This window comes from Klebsiella aerogenes (assembly GCA_029027985.1).
In the GTDB taxonomy this organism is placed as follows: domain Bacteria; phylum Pseudomonadota; class Gammaproteobacteria; order Enterobacterales; family Enterobacteriaceae; genus Klebsiella; species Klebsiella aerogenes_A.
Map to the genome: position 1 here is coordinate 1,334,079 of CP119076.1, position 18,064 is coordinate 1,352,142.

Sequence of the window (18,064 nt, forward strand, 5' to 3'; positions counted from 1 at the left end):
ACTTCGGGATTGCGCCGCTCATGTTTTATCGGGTCTTAATATTGCTGCTTTTCGGTTTCCTGCCGACGTCGTTGGTGTGGGCGGCGCCGGCTCAGCAGTTGTTCGGCGATTGGCAGGTCACCTGTAACAATCAAAATTTTTGCATCACCCGCAACGTCGGTCTGCATCATGGACTGGTGATGACGTTGAGTCGCAGCGCGGGGGCGGCGACCGACGCCGGCCTGCGCATAGAGCTTGGTGGTGTCGGCAATCCGGTCGCCGCGCTGGCGGCGATAGGCCCGCGTTTACAGCTTGACGGTAAGCCGCTGCATTTTGATGGCAAACACTGGCAAATTGCCGACAAGCTGATTAAAACCGGCGATAGCGTCAGCATCGACGCTTTCCTGCAACAGGTGCAGGAGGGGAAAGAAATTACCCTGCAAAATGGTCTGCAAAACATTTCGCTGCAGGGGTTAAAAGCCGCGCTGCTATTTATTGATAATCGGCAAAAGCGGGTCGGCAGCGAAACCGCGTGGGTGGGTAAAGGCGAAGAACCGCCGCTCAGCGTCCCGCCAGCGCCAGCGCTGCGTACCGTGGGGAAAGCCGAAGTGGCGCAGTCGCCGTTGAGCCGCGATGAGCTTAACGAGCTGATGGATTACGGTAATGAGCGGATGAACGCCAGCCCTTGTTCGCTTGATCCTTTCCGCCGCGAAATCCGCGTCACTGCGCTGACCGATGATAAAGTTCTGTTGATGACCAGCTGTGAAGCGGGTGCCTACAACACCGTCTGGTTGGCCTGGCTGGTGTCGCGCAAAACGCCGCATCTTTCCCGCCAGGTTCGCCTGACGCTGCCTTTCCAGCCGCCCGGCGATACATCGCGCGATGTTGAATTGATTAACGCCAGTTTCGATGAAAAGCGTCATGAACTGGTGACCATCGATAAAGGTCGCGCACCGGGCGATTGCGGGATTCAAACCCGCTGGCGCTATGACGGCCAGCGGTTCAATTTGACGCGCTATGCTCAGCAGCCGCAGTGTGATAACTGGCAGGGGCCAGATGCCTGGCCCACGCTGTGGATCACCCGTTAAGCAGTTTGTTGCAGACCGCGACGATATGCTCGGCGGTAAAGCCGAAGAACGGGAATAGCTTGTCGGCAGGGGCAGATTCGCCGTAGCGGGTCATGCCGACAATCGCGCCTTTTAAGCCGACATATTTATACCAGTAATCGGCAATACCGGCTTCAACGGCGACGCGGGCGCTGACATTGGACGGCAGTACCGACTCTCGCCAGGCCTCGTCCTGGGCATCAAACACATCAGTGGACGGCAGAGACACCACCCGCACGTTCACGCCGCTCGCCAGTAGCGTCTCCGCTGCCTGAACGGTAATTTCCATCTCCGAACCGGTGGCGATAAGAATCAGATCCGGCTTGCCGCCCGCATCCTTCAGCACATAGCCGCCGCGGGCGATTTCCTGCACCTGTTCCGGCGTGCGGGCCATTTGCGCCAGATTTTGCCGTGAGAGGATAAGCGCAGTGGGGCCGTCACGGCGTTCGATAGCCGCCTGCCAGGCGACAGCGGTTTCCACCTGATCGCAAGGACGCCAGGTACTGAAGTTCGGCGTTAAGCGCAGGCTCGCCAGTTGCTCAACCGCCTGGTGCGTCGGACCGTCTTCGCCAAGGCCGATCGAGTCATGGGTATAGACCATAATCTGGTGGGCCTTCATCAGCGCCGCCATGCGCGCGGCGTTGCGTGCGTATTCGACGAACATCAGGAAGGTTGACGTGTAGGGAATAAAACCGCCGTGCAGGGCGATACCATTGCCGATGGCGGTCATGCCGAACTCGCGTACGCCGTAGTGGAGATAGTTCCCGGCCAGATCCTCTTTGAGAGACCTTGAGCCGGACCAGATCGTCAGGTTGCTTGGCGCCAGGTCGGCAGAACCGCCGAGCAACTCCGGTAATCCGGGGCCAAAGGCGTTGAGCGTGTTTTGTGAAGCCTTGCGGCTGGCGATCTTCGCCGGTTCCGATTGCAGTTTCGCCACATAATCGTGGGCTGTTTTTTGCCAGCCCGTTGGCAATTCGCCTTCCATGCGGCGTTTCAGTTCCGCCGCCAGCTCGGGGTACTGCTGCTGGTAGGCGGCGAACTTGTCATCCCACGCGTGTTCGGCCTGCTCGCCGCGCGGGCGCGCATCCCAGGCTTGATAAATTTCTTTCGGGATTTCAAAGGGTGGGTATTCCCAGCCCAGTTGTTCGCGGGCCAGCGCCACCTCTTTTTCTCCTAATGCTGCGCCGTGCGACTCTTCGGAGCCGGCTTTATTCGGCGAGCCGAAGCCGATCACCGTACGGCAAATAATCAGCGATGGCTTATCTTTCACCGCCTGCGCTTCGACGATCGCCTGCTTTACTGCCTGCGGGTCATGGCCGTCAATATCGGCGACCACGTGCCAGTGATAGGCACGGAAGCGTTCGGCGGTATCGTCGGTGAACCAGCCTTCAACGTGACCGTCGATGGAGATGCCGTTGTGATCGTAGAAGCCGATAAGCTTGCCTAACCCTAAAGTGCCCGCCAGCGAACTGGCCTCGTGCGAAATCCCCTCCATCAAGCAGCCGTCGCCCATGAAGACCCAGGTGTAATGATCGACAATGTCATGTCCCGGGCGGTTAAACTGCGCCGCCAGCGTGCGTTCGGCGATCGCCATCCCGACGGCGTTGGCCAGCCCCTGGCCGAGCGGCCCGGTGGTGGTTTCAACGCCCGGGGTATGGCCATGCTCCGGGTGACCCGGCGTTTTCGAGTGCAGCTGGCGAAAGTTTTTTAGCTCGTTTATCGGCAGGTCGTAGCCAGTCAGATGTAGCAGGCTATACAGCAACATCGAGGCGTGGCCGTTGGATAAAATAAAGCGGTCGCGATCGTACCAGTGCGGGTTTTCCGGGTTGTGTTTGAGAAAATCATTCCATAGCACCTCGGCAATATCCGCCATGCCCATGGGGGCGCCGGGGTGGCCGGAATTGGCTTTCTGGACAGCGTCCATGCTCAGGGCGCGAATAGCGTTGGCAAGCTCTCTTCGGGACATAGTCGTTTTACTCCGTGACAAAGGATGACAGTTTTGCCGCAAGCAGATCTTCCAGTTTGCGTTGATCGACGGCGAACTGGCGAATACCTTCTGCCAGCTTATCGACCGCCATCGGATCCTGGTTATGCTCCCAGCGGTATTCCGCTTCGCTCAGCGGAACCGGGCGCGGCAGGATCTGGTGAGCGGGAATCAGTTTACGTACCACCGGCGCGTCGCTGGCCTGCAGCTCTTTTAACAAGGGCGGGGCGATGGTTAACCGGTCGCAGCCGACCAGCGCCAGAATCTGTTCAGTGCGGCGGAAACTGGCGCCCATGACGATGGTGTTGTATTTATGCTGTTTGAAGTAGTCATAGATATTGCGCACCGATTTCACCCCCGGGTCTTCATCTACCACGTAGGGATCCAGTGGTTGGCGCGCCTGGTACCAATCGTAAATACGCCCGACGAACGGTGAAATCAGAAATACCCCGGCTTCGGCACAGGCGCGGGCCTGGGCGAAAGAGAACAGCAGCGTCATGTTGCAATGGATGCCTTCTTTCTCCAGCGTTTCCGCCGCACGAATCCCTTCCCAGGTGGAGGCTAGCTTTATCAGGATCCGCGACTTATCAATGCCCATTTCTTTATACAACTCGACCAGATGACGGGCTTTCGCCATGCTCTTTTCGCGATTAAAGGAGAGGCGGGCATCGACTTCGGTTGAGACGCGCCCGGGGATGCTTTTGAGAATTTCCGCCCCGAAGTTAACCGCCAGTTTATCGCAGGCGTGAACCACTTGATCTTCGCGGCTGCCGCCCTGCTTGCTGGCCCAGGCGATGGCGTCGTCGATAAGCCCGGCGTAATTATCCAGTCCGGCGGCCTTTAAGAGTAGGGAGGGGTTGGTGGTCGCGTCTTCCGGTTGGTAATGACGGATAGATTCAATATCGCCGCTGTCGGCGACAACGGTGGTGAATTGTTTGATGCTGTCTAGCTGATTCATGAATAAGTACTCCTGAAACAATATGTTGCATGAGTTCTTGTCGTTGTGCGGCAGAGAGCTTAATGAGGTTCATAACTAAAAAGCATAGCAGACGGGACTATCATTGACCTCGAAACTAGGTTACATAAACATTATAAATTGATAACAACCAGACCTTTGTGATGGCAAGAGTTTGGCGGCCTTCAAAGTTTATGAAGCCGTCAGGCGAGATACTAAGTACCGCCTTAAGGCGGGCCGCCGGCTCGTCATCACGCTTTACCCCTACGATTCGATACGTGAAAGGAACCATAAAATGGATGAGCAGTTGAAACAAAGCGCCCTCGATTTCCACGAGTTCCCGGTCCCCGGGAAAATTCAGGTGTCGCCGACCAAGCCTCTGGCGACCCAGCGCGATCTGGCGCTGGCATATTCTCCGGGCGTTGCCGCGCCGTGCCTGGAAATCGAGAAGGATCCTTTGGCCGCTTATAAATACACCGCCCGCGGCAACCTTGTGGCGGTCGTCTCCAACGGTACCGCCGTCCTCGGTTTAGGTAACATCGGCGCGCTGGCGGGTAAGCCGGTGATGGAAGGTAAGGGCGTACTGTTTAAGAAATTCGCCGGTATTGATGTTTTCGATATCGAAGTTGACGAGTTGGATCCGGATAAATTCATTAACGTGGTCGCCGCGCTGGAGCCAACGTTCGGCGGGATCAACCTCGAAGATATTAAAGCGCCGGAATGTTTCTACATTGAGCAGAAGCTGCGTGAGCGCATGAATATTCCAGTGTTCCACGACGATCAGCACGGTACGGCGATCATCAGCACCGCGGCAATTCTTAACGGCCTTCGCGTCGTAGAGAAAAACCTCTCCGATGTACGGATGGTAGTATCCGGCGCGGGTGCGGCAGCCATTGCTTGTATGAACCTGCTGGTAGCGCTGGGGATGCAGAAGCACAATATCGTGGTCTGCGACTCGAAAGGCGTTATCTACAAAAACCGCGAAGCCAACATGGCGGAAACCAAAGCGGCTTATGCAGTGGAAGACGACGGTAAACGTACCCTTGAGGACGTTATCGACGGCGCCGATATTTTCCTTGGCTGCTCTGGCCCGAAAGTATTGACCCCGGCGATGGTGAAAAAAATGGCGCGCGCGCCGATGATTCTTGCGCTAGCCAACCCGGAGCCGGAAATCCTGCCGCCACTGGCGAAGGAAGTGCGCGATGATGTCATCATCTGTACCGGTCGTTCCGATTATCCAAACCAGGTGAACAACGTGCTGTGCTTCCCGTTCATCTTCCGCGGCGCGTTGGATGTTGGCGCGACGGCAATCAACGAAGAGATGAAGCTGGCGGCGGTTCACGCCATCGCCGAGCTGGCGCATGCCGAGCAGAGCGAAGTGGTGGCCTCCGCCTACGGCGATCAGGATCTGAGCTTCGGTCCGGAATACATTATTCCGAAACCGTTCGATCCACGTCTGATCGTTAAGATCGCCCCGGCGGTCGCGAAAGCCGCGATGGATTCCGGTGTCGCGACGCGCCCGATTGCCGACTTTGATGCCTATATCGAGAAGTTGAGCGAGTTCGTTTATAAAACCAATCTGTTTATGAAGCCAATCTTCTCGCAGGCGCGTAAACAGCCGAAGCGCGTGGTGCTGGCGGAAGGTGAAGAAACCCGCGTGCTGCATGCGACGCAGGAGCTGGTTTCTCTGGGATTGGCGAAGCCTATTCTCGTGGGCCGCCCGAGCGTGATTGAAATGCGCATCCAGAAACTGGGTCTGCAGATCAAGCCAGGCGTCGATTTCGAAATCGTCAACAATGAATCCGATCCGCGCTTTAAAGAGTACTGGAGCGAGTACTATCAACTGATGAAGCGCCGTGGCATTACCCAGGAGCAGGCGCAGCGGGCGGTGATTAGCAATTCGTCAGTGATTGGCGCCATCATGGTGCATCGCGGTGAAGCGGATGCGATGATCTGCGGCACCATCGGCGACTATCACGAGCACTACCGCGTGGTGCAGCCGCTGTTCGGCTTCCGCGACGGCGTGAACACCGGTGGGGCGATGAACGCGCTGCTGCTGCCAAGCGGCAACACCTTTATCGCCGATACCTACGTCAACCACGATCCATCGCCGGAAGAGCTGGCGGAAATTACCCTGATGGCGGCGGAAAGCGTACGCCGCTTCGGTATCGAACCGCGCGTGGCGCTGCTGTCGCACTCTAACTTTGGTTCCGCGGATTGCCCGTCGGCCAGCAAAATGCGTAAAACGCTGGAACTGGTGAAAGCGAGCGCGCCGGATCTGATGATTGATGGCGAAATGCATGGCGATGCGGCGCTGGTAGAGAGCATCCGTAACGATCGCATGCCGGATAGCCCGCTGAAAGGCGCGGCGAATATCCTGGTCATGCCGAATATGGAAGCTGCGCGTATCAGCTACAACCTGCTGCGCGTCTCCAGTTCTGAAGGGGTGACCGTCGGTCCGGTACTGATGGGGATCGCCAAGCCGGTACATATTCTGACGCCGATTGCTTCTGTACGCCGTATCGTCAATATGGTCGCGCTGGCGGTAGTAGAAGCGCAGACTCAGCCGCTGTAACAATGTAACCCGGGCGAGGCGTTCGCGCCGACCCCGGGGATGGCTCCGGGCTAACCCCGGCGGCGCTTCGCTTGGCCGGGCTACAGGAGCCAGTCTTTCACTTTTATAAACTCGCTCAGCGCCGCTTCCGGGCTACCTGCCTGTGGGTGGTAATCATACTCCCAACGTACCAACGGTGGCATCGACATCAGGATCGACTCCGTGCGCCCACCGGTCTGCAGGCCAAACAGCGTACCGCGATCCCACACCAAATTGAATTCCACGTAACGCCCGCGACGATAGAGCTGGAAATTGCGCTCGCGCTCGCCGTAAGGCGTCGCTTTGCGGCGCTCGACGATCGGCAGATAGGCTTCGCTGAAGCCATTACCGACTGCCTGCATAAACGCGAAGCAGTGGTCGAAATCCGGGGTATTCAAATCATCAAAGAACAGGCCGCCGATACCGCGCTGCTCGTTACGGTGCTTGAGGAAGAAGTAGTCGTCACACCATTTTTTATAACGCGGATAGACCTCGTTGCCGTACGGCTGGCACAGATCGCGGGCGGTGCGGTGCCAGTGAACGGCATCGTCGGTAAAGCCGTAATAAGGCGTTAAATCGAATCCGCCGCCGAACCACCAAACCGGGTCGGCGCCGGGTTTTTCAGCAATGAAAAAACGGACGTTAGCGTGGCTGGTCGGCACATAGGGGTTATGCGGATGGATCACCAGCGAGACGCCCAAGGCCTCGAAGCTACGTCCAGCCAGTTCCGGGCGGTGTGCGGTCGCTGACGCGGGCATGGCATCGCCGTGGACGTGCGAGAAGTTAACACCGGCCTGCTCAAACACACCACCGTCGCGCAAAACCCGACTGCGACCACCGCCGCCGCCTTCACGCTGCCAGCTATCTTCGACAAAATCCTTGCCGTCAACGGCGGAAAGTCTGGCGCATATGGCGTCCTGGAGCTGGAGGAGAAAGGCCTTTACCTGCTGTACATCGGGTTTCATTAACGTCTCTTCGAATGCGCTTTCTGGTTATCGAACCAGTGGAAATAACTAATAATACCGGAAGCGATGGCGTCGGCGATCTTCTGCCGAAACGCGGTGGTGCCAAGCAGCTTTTCTTCATTCGGGTTGGTAATGAACGATGTTTCGACCAGTACAGATGGAATAGAAGGGGACTTCAGCACCACGAAGGCGGCCTGCTCGGTATTGCGGCTGTGCAGTTTATGCACCGGCTTAATTCTTTTCAGAATATGCGAGCCAAGCGTCAGGCTGTTCTTGATGGTGTCGGTTTGTACCAGATCGAACAAGACTTGCTGCAGAAGATGGTCTTTATCCGTCGCTTTTTTCCCGGCGACCTCATCGGCGCGGTTTTCCCGGTCAGACAGATATTTCGCCATGGCGCTACTGGCGCCGCGATTGGAGAGCGCAAAGACAGATGCGCCAGCCGCGCTGGGGTTGGTAAAGCCGTCGGCGTGGATGGACATAAACAGATCCGCGCCATGCTGATGAGCGATTTCAACGCGATCGTACAGTGGGATAAACGTATCGCCGCTGCGCGTCAGGCGGGCATCAATGCCATTGCTGCGCAGAATGCTGCGCACGTTTTTGGCAATCGCCAGCACCACATGTTTCTCTTTCGAACCGTTATGACCAATCGCGCCGGTATCAATTCCGCCGTGGCCTGGGTCGAGCATGACGATGCGTTTACTGCCAGCCTTTTTAGCGGCGGGTTTGCTGTGTCCATTGGTTGTTTTTAACGGCTGTTCTTTTGCACTGACCTGAGAAACGACTCCGGTAAGCGTCATGGCAGCCAGTCCTGCTTTCAGCACCTGACGGCGCGAAGCAAGTATTTTTAATGGTTTAAAAGTGCTCATTCGGCCTGAATTGTAAACAAGTGATGTCCAATGTTATATCGTATCGCGTTTCCCGTTACGACCACTCAAAATAAGAATTGTTTTACTTTTCATTTCAATACATGACAAAGTCATATTATGCCATTTTTTGCTGATGATTTCGCCTGATATTGGCTATCAGTCATATTCGCGCCATAATCACTGTTTTTAACCGTAAATGGTGGGGAATACCATGGAGATACGCGTTTTTCGCCAGCAGGATTTCGAAGAAGTGATCACCCTTTGGGAGCGCTGCGATCTTCTGCGCCCATGGAACGATCCTGAAATGGATATCGAGCGTAAGCTCAACCACGACGTGAGCCTGTTTCTGGTTGCGGAAGTCAACGGCGAGGTCGTCGGGACGGTCATGGGGGGTTACGATGGCCACCGTGGCTCTGCTTACTATCTTGGCGTACATCCGGAATACCGCGGTCGCGGCATTGCCAATGCGTTGCTCAACCGGCTGGAAAAGAAGCTGATTGCCCGTGGTTGCCCGAAAATTTCAATTATGGTGCGTGATGACAATGATGTTGTGCAGGGGATGTATGAGCGTCTCGGCTACGAGCACTCGGATGTATTGACCCTGGGTAAGCGCCTGATTGAAGATGAAGAATACTGAGTTTATTCCTGCCGATTACGATGCTCAGGGTCGGTTACGCTTGCCTTTTCTCTTCTGGTGCGTCCTGTTGCTGCAGGCGCGCACCTGGGTGTTGTTCTTAATGGCCGGCGCATCGCGCCAGCAGGGCGACGCGCTGCTTAGCCTGTTCTATCCCGATCATGATAACTTCTGGCTGGGGCTCGTACCTGGCGTGCCAGCGGTACTGGCGTTTCTGCTGAGCGGCCAGCGTCAACGTTTTCCCCGAATTTGGCCACTGATGCGTTGGCTGCTGATTATTTCGCAGGCGCTGTTGTTAGCCTGGCAACCGTGGCTGTGGTTTTCCGGTGAGGCGCCTTCCGCGCTCACCATCGCCTTGCTGGCGGCCGATCTTTACGCGCTCTGGTGGTTAATAACCAGTCGTAGACTGCGCGCCTGTTTTCGCCTTGAGGCGCTTTAATGGCACTTTTTGCCGATCGCGTACTCCAACATGCGTTGAATTAATCAGAAAGGATTGTCTTATGAAATCGCTACGTTTCATGCTCTGCGCGCTTCCGCTGGCGCTAACCGGCTGCTCGACGATGAGCGCGGTGAACTGGTCGGCTGCCTATCCGTGGAACTGGTTTGGTTCCTCAAATGAGGTCACCGAACAGGGGGTGGGCAAACTGACGGCTGCAACGCCGTTGAATGAACAGGCGATAAGCGATGCGCTGGGCGGCAGCTACCGCCTGCGCAGCGGAATGAAAACCGCTGATGGCAAAATCGTACAATATTTTGAAGCGCTGAAAGACGACAAGCTGGCGCTGACCATAAACGGCGACGGCGGAACGGTGAGCCGCATCGACGTGCGGGATAGCAATATCCCGGCAGCCAGTGGCGTGAAAATCGGCACGCCGTTTAGCGACCTGTACAGCAAAGCGTTCGGCAACTGCGAGAAGGGCGTCAGCGATAACGGCGCGGTGGTGGAATGTAAGGCCAAAGACAGCCAGCACATTAGCTACGCCTTTACCGGCCACTGGAGCGGCCCGGATGAGCTGATGCCGTCTGACGATACCCTGAAAAACTGGAAAGTCAGCAAAATTATCTGGCGTCGCTAATTTGATCTGAAGAGACCCGTGGGCGGATAAAAACGGTTACAATGGCGTGTTAGCAATGCGATAGCGTTGTGGTTGCATCATTTCAGGAGGAGCGATGTCTCAGGTTCAGAGCGGCATTTTGCCGGAACATTGCCGCGCGGCGATTTGGATTGAAGCCAATATCAAAGGGGACGTTAACGCCCTGCGCGAAGCGAGCAAAGTCTTTGTCGATAAAATCGCCACTTTCCAGGCGAAATTCCCCGATGCCCAACTGGGCGCCGTAGTGGCGTTCGGCAATAACGTCTGGCGTCAGCTGAGCGGCGGCGAAGGGGCGGATGAGTTAAAAAATTTCCCGGTCTACGGCAAAGGGTTGGCGCCATCCACGCAGTATGACGTGCTCATTCATATTTTATCCGCCCACCATGAAGTTAACTTCTCCGTGGCGCAGGCGGCGATGGCCGCTTTCGGCGACGCCATTGAGGTAAAGGAAGAAATCCACGGTTTCCGCTGGATTGAAGAGCGCGACCTGAGCGGCTTCGTCGATGGTACCGAAAACCCGGCAGGGGAAGAAACCCGCCGTGATGTTGCGGTGATCAAAGACGGCGTTGACGCGGGCGGTAGCTACGTGTTCGTCCAACGCTGGGAGCACAATCTCAAGCAGTTGAACCGCATGAGCGTGCCGGATCAGGAGATGATGATTGGCCGCACCAAAGAAGCCAACGAAGAGATCGACGGCGACGATCGTCCGGCCACCTCGCATCTGAGCCGCGTTGACTTAAAAGAAGATGGCAAAGGACTGAAGATTGTCCGCCAGAGCCTGCCGTACGGCACCGCCAGCGGTACCAATGGCCTCTACTTCTGCGCCTACTGCGCGCGCCTGTATAACATTGAGCAGCAGCTGTTGAGCATGTTTGGCGATACCGACGGTAAACGCGATGCGATGCTGCGCTTCACTAAGCCGGTGACCGGTGGTTATTACTTCGCACCGTCGCTGGACAGGCTGCAGGCGCTGTAAACTTCCCCCTCACCCTAACCCTCTCCCCACAGGGGAGAGGGGAGCGATCGGCATTGTTGGTGAGCTTGAGCGCCGACTGCCTTTCCCCCTCACTCTCTCCCCACAGGGGAGAGGGGAGCGATCGGCGTTGTTGGTGAGTGCGAACGCCGACTGCCTTTCCCCCTCACTCTCTCCCCACAGGGGAGAGGGGAGCGACCGGCGTTGTTGGTGAGTGCGAGCACCGACTGCCTTTCTCTCTCACCCTAACCCTCTCCCCACAGGGGAGAGGGGAGCGATCGGCGTTGTTGATGAGTTCGAGCGCCGATTGCCTTTCCCCCTCACCCTAACCCTCTCCCCACAGGGGAGAGGGGAGCGGCCGGCATTGTTGGTGAGCTTGAGCGCCGACTGCCTTTCCCCCTCACCCTCACCCTCTCCCCACAGGAGAGAGGGGAGCGATCGGCGTTGCTGGTGAGTTCGAGCGCTGACTGCCTTTCTCCCTCTCCCCACAGGGGAGAGGGGAGCGGCCGGCATTGTTGGTGAGCTTGAGCGCCGACTGCCTTTCCCCCTCACCCTAACCCTCTCCCCCTAACCCTCTCCCCACAGGAGAGAGGGGATCGATCGGCGTTGCTGGTGAGTTCGGGCGCCTATTGCCTTTCCCCCTCACTCTAACTCTCTCCCCACAGGGGAGAGGGGAGCTATCGGCGTTGTTGATGAGTTCGAGCGCCGACTGCTTTTCTCCCTCTCCCTCAGGGAGAGGGCCGGGGTGAGGGTATCGGCGACTTAAGCGCTTCAAGTATCCTTTCCATCACTGCATCCTCATAATCTTCAAACTCATTATTCCAGAAGCGTAAAACTCGCCATCCCTGACTCTGCAGCCAGCGGGTGCGACGAGCATCGTAAACGCTTCTCTCATCGTGTTGACCGCCATCCAGCTCTATCGCCAGCCGTACTGCGCAACAGGCGAAATCAATGATATAGGGACCAACGGGATGCTGGCGGCGAAACTTGTAGCGAGCAAAGCGCCGGTCGCGAAGTAAATACCACAGTCGACGTTCTGCGGGTGTCAAGCTACGCCTGAGCTGGCGAGCTAATATCTGGGGGCTTTTCATGATGGCACTGTGCCTGTTTGCCAGACGCTTGTCAGAATGTCATCCCGATTCTGGAAGCACGCTTCAGCAAAGCTTTGCCAGTTGCTTATTCTCTTTTCGACTTCCAAATCGCCAAACGGTATATAAAACCGTTACTCCTTTCGTACTCGTTATAAATATGATGATCATCAGTCAATGATCAATTTCGATAAGGGTGCGCAATGGCCGTTAAATCACTGAAAAAAGGATATCTGGCGCTGGCGGCTTCCATGCTGCTGGTCGCGCAGGCGCAGGCGACTGAACTGCTGAACAGTTCCTATGATGTTTCCCGCGAGCTGTTTGCCGCCCTTAACCCGCCTTTTGAGCAGCAGTGGGCAAAAGAGAATGGCGGCGACAAGCTGACCATCAAACAGTCGCATGCCGGTTCGTCAAAGCAGGCGTTGGCGATTCTGCAAGGCCTGAAGGCTGACGTGGTGACCTATAACCAGGTGACCGACGTACAGATTCTCCATGACAAAGGCAATCTGATCCCGGCTAACTGGCAGAGTCGTCTGCCGAATAATAGCTCGCCGTTCTATTCCACCATGGCTTTCCTGGTGCGTAAGGGCAACCCGAAAAATATCCACGACTGGAACGATCTGGTACGTCCGGACGTGAAACTGGTGTTCCCGAATCCAAAAACGTCCGGTAATGCGCGTTATACCTACCTGGCGGCATGGGGCGCGGCGGATAAAGCGGATGGCGGCGATAAAGCTAAAACCGAACAGTTTATGACCCAGTTCCTGAAAAACGTCGAAGTGTTTGATACCGGCGGCCGCGGCGCGACCACCACCTTCGTCGAGCGCGGGCTGGGCGACGTGCTGATTACCTTTGAATCGGAAGTGAACAACATCCGCAAACAGTATGAAGCGCAGGGCTTTGAAGTAGTGGTGCCGAAGGTCAATATTCTCGCCGAATTCCCGGTGGCGTGGGTGGACAAAAACGTCAAAGCCAACGGTACTGAAAAAGCGGCGAAAGCTTACCTGAACTATCTCTATAGCCCGCAGGCGCAGACCATCATCACCGATTACTACTATCGCGTGAACGATCCGAAAGTGATGGCGACGCTGAAAGACAAATTCCCGCAGACTGAACTGTTCCGCGTGGAAGACCAGTTTGGCTCCTGGCCTGAAGTGATGAAAACCCACTTCACCAGCGGCGGCGAGCTGGACAAACTGCTGGCGGCGGGGCGTAAGTAATGTTTGCTGTGTCGTCCAAGCGCGTGCTGCCGGGCTTTACCCTGAGTCTCGGCACCAGCCTGCTGTTTGTTTGTCTGATTCTGTTGTTGCCGCTCAGCGCGTTGGTCATGCAGTTGGCGCAGATGAGCTGGGCGCAGTACTGGGACGTCATCACTAACCCACAGGTGGTGGCGGCCTATAAAGTGACGCTGTTGTCGGCATTCGTGGCGTCGATTTTTAACGGCGTGTTCGGCCTGCTGATGGCATGGATCCTGACCCGCTATCGCTTCCCGGGCCGCACGCTGCTGGACGCCTTAATGGATCTGCCGTTTGCGCTGCCGACGGCGGTGGCTGGCCTGACGCTGGCTTCGCTGTTTTCCGTCAACGGCTTTTACGGCGAATGGTTGGCGAAGTTAGATATTAAAGTGACTTATACCTGGCTCGGCATCGCGGTGGCGATGGCCTTTACCAGCATCCCGTTTGTGGTGCGCACCGTTCAACCGGTGCTGGAAGAGCTCGGGCCGGAATATGAAGAAGCGGCGGAAACCCTCGGCGCGACGCGGCTGCAGAGCTTCCGCAAAGTGGTGCTGCCTGAGCTGTCGCCTGCGCTGCTGGCGGGGATCGCGCTGTCGTTTACCCGTAGCCTCGGTGAATTCGGCGCGGTGATTTTTATCGCCGGCAACATCGCGTGGAAAACGGAAGTGACCTCGCTGATGATCTTCATTCGTTTGCAGGAGTTTGATTACCCGGCGGCGAGCGCAATTGCTTCGGTGATCCTGGCGGCTTCGTTGCTGCTGTTATTCTCCATCAACACTTTGCAGAGTCGCTTTGGTCGACGTGTGGTAGGTCACTAATGGCGGAAGTTACTCAATTAAAGCGTTACGACGCGCCCCGTATCAACTGGGGTAAATGGTTTCTGATCGGCGTCGGGATGCTGGTATCCGCCTTCATCCTCGTGGTGCCGATGGTTTACATCTTTGTTCAGGCTTTCAGCAAAGGGCTCATGCCGGTGCTGGAAAACCTGGCCAACCCGGACATGCTGCACGCTATCTGGCTGACGGTGATGATTGCATTGATTACCGTGCCGGTGAACCTGGTGTTCGGTACGCTGCTGGCGTGGTTGGTGACGCGCTTTACCTTCCCGGGGCGTCAGCTGCTGCTGACGATGCTGGATATTCCATTTGCCGTCTCGCCGGTGGTGGCGGGGCTGGTTTATTTACTGTTTTACGGTTCCAACGGCCCGCTCGGCGGCTGGCTTGATGAACATAACCTGCAGGTGATGTTCGCCTGGCCGGGGATGGTGCTGGCGACGATTTTCGTCACCTGCCCATTTGTGGTGCGCGAGCTGGTGCCGGTGATGATGAGCCAGGGCAGCAACGAAGATGAAGCGGCGATCCTGCTTGGCGCTTCCGGTTGGCAGATGTTCCGCCGGGTCACGCTGCCGAATATCCGTTGGGCGCTGCTGTATGGCGTGGTGTTAACCAACGCTCGCGCCATCGGCGAATTCGGCGCGGTGTCGGTGGTTTCCGGCTCGATTCGCGGCGAGACGTTATCGCTGCCGCTGCAAATTGAATTACTGGAGCAGGACTACAATACCGTCGGTTCGTTTACCGCCGCCGCCCTGCTGACGTTAATGGCTATTCTGACCCTGTTTTTAAAGAGTATGTTGCAATGGCGTCTGGCCAATCAGGAAAAACGCGCGCAACAGGAGGGAAATCATGAGCATTGAGATTGCCAATATTAAGAAATCGTTTGGTCGCACCCAGGTGCTAAATGATATCTCGCTGGATATCCCTTCCGGGCAAATGGTTGCGTTGCTGGGGCCGTCTGGTTCCGGTAAAACCACGTTACTGCGGATTATCGCCGGGTTGGAACATCAATCCAGCGGCCATATTCGTTTTCACGGCACCGATGTTAGCCGGATGCACGCCCGCGATCGTAAAGTGGGCTTCGTTTTCCAGCATTACGCGCTGTTCCGCCATATGACGGTATTCGATAATATCGCCTTTGGCCTGACCGTGCTGCCGCGTCGCGAACGTCCCAACGCGGCGGCGATTAAAGCGAAAGTGACTAAACTGCTGGAAATGGTGCAGTTGGCGCACCTGGCCGACCGCTACCCGGCGCAGCTTTCCGGCGGCCAGAAGCAGCGCGTCGCGTTGGCGCGCGCGTTGGCGGTTGAGCCGCAAATTCTGCTGCTGGATGAACCTTTTGGCGCGCTGGATGCTCAAGTGCGTAAAGAGCTACGCCGCTGGCTGCGTCAGCTGCATGAGGAGCTGAAGTTCACCAGCGTGTTCGTCACCCACGACCAGGAAGAAGCGATGGAAGTCGCTGACCGGGTGGTGGTGATGAGTCAGGGCAACATCGAGCAGGCTGATGCGCCTGAGCGCGTATGGCGCGAGCCGTCTACCCGTTTCGTGCTGGAGTTTATGGGCGAGGTTAACCGCCTGCAGGGCACCATTCGCGGAGGTCAGTTCCACGTCGGCGCCCATCGCTGGCCGTTAGGCTATACCCCGGCATACCAGGGGCCGGTCGATCTGTTCCTGCGCCCGTGGGAAGTGGATATCAGCCGCCGCACCAGCCTTGATTCACCGTTGCCGGTGCAGGTACTGGAAGCCAGCCCGAAGGGACACTACACCCAATTAGTCGTACAACCTCTTGGGTGGTATGACGAACCGCTAGCCGTTGTACTGGCGGGCGATGAGGCGCCGTCCCGCGGCGAACGTCTGTTTGTCGGGCTACAGAATGCGCGTCTGTATCACGGCACCGAGCGTATCGAGCCGCGCGGCGAGCTTGCTCTGGCCGAGTCGGCCTGATAGCTTAATCCGCAAGTTTATCGCTGTTTCGCAACGGCAGGATTTAGTCGCCCGGATAAGACGCGATGCGTCACCATCCGGGGACATTTGCAGGCCGGGTAAACTCTCCCCGGCCTTTTTATTGGGCAAAAACCGTGAATACATTAGAGCAAACAATCGGCAATACGCCGCTGGTGAAATTACAACGTCTGGGGCCGGATAACGGCAGTGAAATTTGGCTTAAGCTGGAAGGTAATAACCCGGCGGGCTCAGTAAAAGACCGCGCCGCGCTGTCGATGATCGTCGAAGCGGAAAAGCGCGGTGAAATTAAACCTGGCGACGTGCTGATCGAAGCGACCAGCGGTAATACCGGTATCGCGCTGGCGATGATCGCCGCGTTGAAAGGCTATCACATGAAGCTGCTGATGCCGGATAACATGAGCCAGGAGCGCCGCGCCGCGATGCGCGCCTACGGTGCTGAGCTGATTCTGGTCAGCAAAGAACAGGGGATGGAGGGCGCTCGCGATCTGGCGGCGGCGATGGCCGAGCGTGGCGAAGGTAAGTTGTTGGATCAGTTCAATAACCCGGATAACCCATACGCCCATTACACGACCACCGGGCCGGAAATCTGGCAGCAGACCGGTGGGCGCATCAGCCACTTCGTCTCCAGCATGGGGACGACCGGCACCATTACCGGCGTATCGCGTTTTCTGCGCGAACAGACAAAGCCGGTGAGCATTGTCGGCCTGCAGCCGGAAGAGGGCAGCAGCATTCCGGGGATTCGCCGCTGGCCGCAAGAGTATATGCCGGGGATTTTTAACGCCTCGCTGGTGGATCAGGTCCTTGATATTCATCAGCAGGACGCGGAGAACACCATGCGCCAGTTGGCGGTGCGGGAAGGGATTTTCTGCGGCGTCAGTTCAGGCGGCGCGGTCGCCGGGGCGTTGCGCATCGCCCGCGACAACCCTGGCGCGGTGGTGGTGGCGATCATCTGCGATCGCGGCGATCGCTATCTCTCAACCGGCGTTTTCGGCGAGGAACACTTTAGCCAGGGCGCGGGCATCTAATCATTGGATGACGGCCTCCATATCAGGCATGGAGGCCGGTTAGGTTAGCGGGCGTATTTCGCCGTCAGCTTATCAAGAAACGCCCACAGCTGTTGATTCATGTCGCGGTAATCCCAGTGACGCATCTCATCTTCCGTGCGAATAAAGCGCTTACCCTTTGCGGCGGCGAGTTCTTGCTGCGAGTGTTCAATTAATAGCGCAATCACCTCCGCATCAAACTCCATATGGCACTGGAAGCCGTAGACTCGCTCGCCGTATTTGACGATTTGTCGCGGACAACCTTCGCTGGAGGCCAGCACTTCCGCTACCGGCGTCAGGCCTGGCATATCGTTATGCCAATGGCCGACCACTAACGAGGGGCCGAAATGGGCAATATTGTCATCCTGCCGTCCGGCGGTGGTGAGGGTGATAGGGTAGTGACCCACCTCTTTTTCCGGGCTCGACATCACTGGCGCCCCCAGCGCTTCGCCAATCAGCTGCGAGCCGAGGCAAACCCCGACCACGATACGCCCGGCGGCAATCGCCCGAGCAATCAGGTTTTGTTCGGCATGACTGTCAAACCATGGGCATTCTGCAAGGGTGGTTCGTGGCGACTGCGGGCCGCCGAGCACCACCAGCATATCAAAACCTTCCGCATTCGCCGGCAGTGGATCGCCCGCGTACACCCGTGACCAGCGGGCCTGATAGCCGCGCGCGTTAACCCAGTGGAGATAAGCGCCGGGGGCTTCAAAAACCTCATGAACAATAAAATGGATCCGCATAA

At 57.0% G+C, this 18,064-nt stretch carries 17 protein-coding genes; 11 read left to right on the plus strand and 6 right to left on the minus strand.

The window, feature by feature from the left end; translation table 11 throughout:
- Positions 1–20 precede the first annotated feature (20 nt).
- Positions 21–1,067, plus strand: coding sequence for a DUF1176 domain-containing protein (locus tag PYR66_06390; protein ID WEF29341.1), 1,047 nt, complete (start codon positions 21–23; stop codon positions 1,065–1,067).
- Here PYR66_06390 and tkt read toward each other — a convergent pair.
- Together tkt and tal are read right to left on the minus strand one after the other, a co-directional pair.
- Positions 1,057–3,051: a transketolase gene (tkt, locus tag PYR66_06395; protein ID WEF29342.1), complete on the minus strand. Its 1,995-nt coding sequence runs from the start codon at positions 3,049–3,051 to the stop codon at positions 1,057–1,059. The two genes, PYR66_06390 and tkt, sit on opposite strands and share 11 nt — an antisense overlap.
- 7 nt (positions 3,052–3,058) lie before the next feature.
- Complete coding sequence (gene tal / locus PYR66_06400) at positions 3,059–4,027, minus strand: transaldolase (GenBank protein WEF29343.1); 969 nt, start codon at positions 4,025–4,027, stop codon at positions 3,059–3,061.
- Positions 4,028–4,319: 292 nt separating this feature from the next.
- Here tal and maeB point away from each other — a divergent pair, with 292 nt between their 5' ends.
- A complete protein-coding gene (gene maeB, locus PYR66_06405) occupies positions 4,320–6,599 on the plus strand; it encodes an NADP-dependent oxaloacetate-decarboxylating malate dehydrogenase (protein ID WEF29344.1) in 2,280 nt (759 codons plus the stop codon).
- An 80-nt stretch (positions 6,600–6,679) separates the two neighbouring features.
- Here the strand turns inward: maeB and hemF are convergent, their stop codons facing one another.
- Together hemF and amiA are read right to left on the minus strand one after the other, a co-directional pair.
- Positions 6,680–7,582, minus strand: a complete 903-nt coding sequence (hemF, locus tag PYR66_06410) for an oxygen-dependent coproporphyrinogen oxidase (protein WEF29345.1) — start codon at positions 7,580–7,582, stop codon at positions 6,680–6,682.
- Entirely contained in the window at positions 7,582–8,454 is an 873-nt protein-coding gene (gene amiA, locus PYR66_06415) for an N-acetylmuramoyl-L-alanine amidase AmiA (GenBank protein WEF29346.1), read from the minus strand. Before amiA ends, hemF begins: the two co-directional genes overlap by 1 nt.
- A gap of 211 nt (positions 8,455–8,665) precedes the next feature.
- Between amiA and PYR66_06420 the strand changes: the two genes are divergently transcribed.
- From PYR66_06420 to PYR66_06435, 4 genes are all read left to right on the plus strand, one after another.
- Complete coding sequence (locus tag PYR66_06420; protein ID WEF29347.1) at positions 8,666–9,091, plus strand: GNAT family acetyltransferase; 426 nt, start codon at positions 8,666–8,668, stop codon at positions 9,089–9,091.
- Positions 9,078–9,527 (plus strand): DUF2919 domain-containing protein, encoded by a 450-nt coding sequence (locus PYR66_06425; GenBank protein WEF29348.1) that lies wholly within the window; start codon positions 9,078–9,080, stop codon positions 9,525–9,527. Before PYR66_06420 ends, PYR66_06425 begins: the two co-directional genes overlap by 14 nt.
- A gap of 61 nt (positions 9,528–9,588) precedes the next feature.
- Entirely contained in the window at positions 9,589–10,164 is a 576-nt protein-coding gene (locus tag PYR66_06430; protein WEF29349.1) for an RpoE-regulated lipoprotein, read from the plus strand.
- Between the two features lie 94 nt (positions 10,165–10,258).
- Positions 10,259–11,158: a Dyp-type peroxidase gene (locus PYR66_06435; GenBank protein WEF29350.1), complete on the plus strand. Its 900-nt coding sequence runs from the start codon at positions 10,259–10,261 to the stop codon at positions 11,156–11,158.
- Positions 11,159–11,883: 725 nt separating this feature from the next.
- Here PYR66_06435 and PYR66_06440 read toward each other — a convergent pair.
- Positions 11,884–12,246 (minus strand): DUF559 domain-containing protein, encoded by a 363-nt coding sequence (locus PYR66_06440; protein ID WEF29351.1) that lies wholly within the window; start codon positions 12,244–12,246, stop codon positions 11,884–11,886.
- Positions 12,247–12,446: 200 nt separating this feature from the next.
- On the opposite strand from PYR66_06440, the gene PYR66_06445 reads away from it, so the two are divergent.
- The 5 genes from PYR66_06445 to cysM all read left to right on the plus strand — a co-directional run bounded on the left by PYR66_06445 (position 12,447) and on the right by cysM (position 17,301).
- Positions 12,447–13,463, plus strand: coding sequence for a sulfate ABC transporter substrate-binding protein (locus tag PYR66_06445; GenBank protein ID WEF29352.1), 1,017 nt, complete (start codon positions 12,447–12,449; stop codon positions 13,461–13,463).
- Positions 13,463–14,296, plus strand: coding sequence for a sulfate/thiosulfate ABC transporter permease CysT (cysT, locus tag PYR66_06450; GenBank protein WEF29353.1), 834 nt, complete (start codon positions 13,463–13,465; stop codon positions 14,294–14,296). The genes PYR66_06445 and cysT overlap by 1 nt, the downstream gene beginning before the upstream one ends.
- Complete coding sequence (cysW, locus tag PYR66_06455; protein ID WEF29354.1) at positions 14,296–15,171, plus strand: sulfate/thiosulfate ABC transporter permease CysW; 876 nt, start codon at positions 14,296–14,298, stop codon at positions 15,169–15,171. Before cysT ends, cysW begins: the two co-directional genes overlap by 1 nt.
- Positions 15,161–16,255: a sulfate/thiosulfate ABC transporter ATP-binding protein CysA gene (gene cysA, locus PYR66_06460; protein ID WEF29355.1), complete on the plus strand. Its 1,095-nt coding sequence runs from the start codon at positions 15,161–15,163 to the stop codon at positions 16,253–16,255. Before cysW ends, cysA begins: the two co-directional genes overlap by 11 nt.
- A gap of 134 nt (positions 16,256–16,389) precedes the next feature.
- A complete protein-coding gene (gene cysM / locus PYR66_06465) occupies positions 16,390–17,301 on the plus strand; it encodes a cysteine synthase CysM (protein WEF29356.1) in 912 nt (303 codons plus the stop codon).
- A gap of 44 nt (positions 17,302–17,345) precedes the next feature.
- Here cysM and PYR66_06470 read toward each other — a convergent pair whose 3' ends face one another.
- Positions 17,346–18,062 (minus strand): type 1 glutamine amidotransferase, encoded by a 717-nt coding sequence (locus tag PYR66_06470; GenBank protein WEF29357.1) that lies wholly within the window; start codon positions 18,060–18,062, stop codon positions 17,346–17,348.
- Between the last annotated feature and the right edge of the window lie 2 nt (positions 18,063–18,064).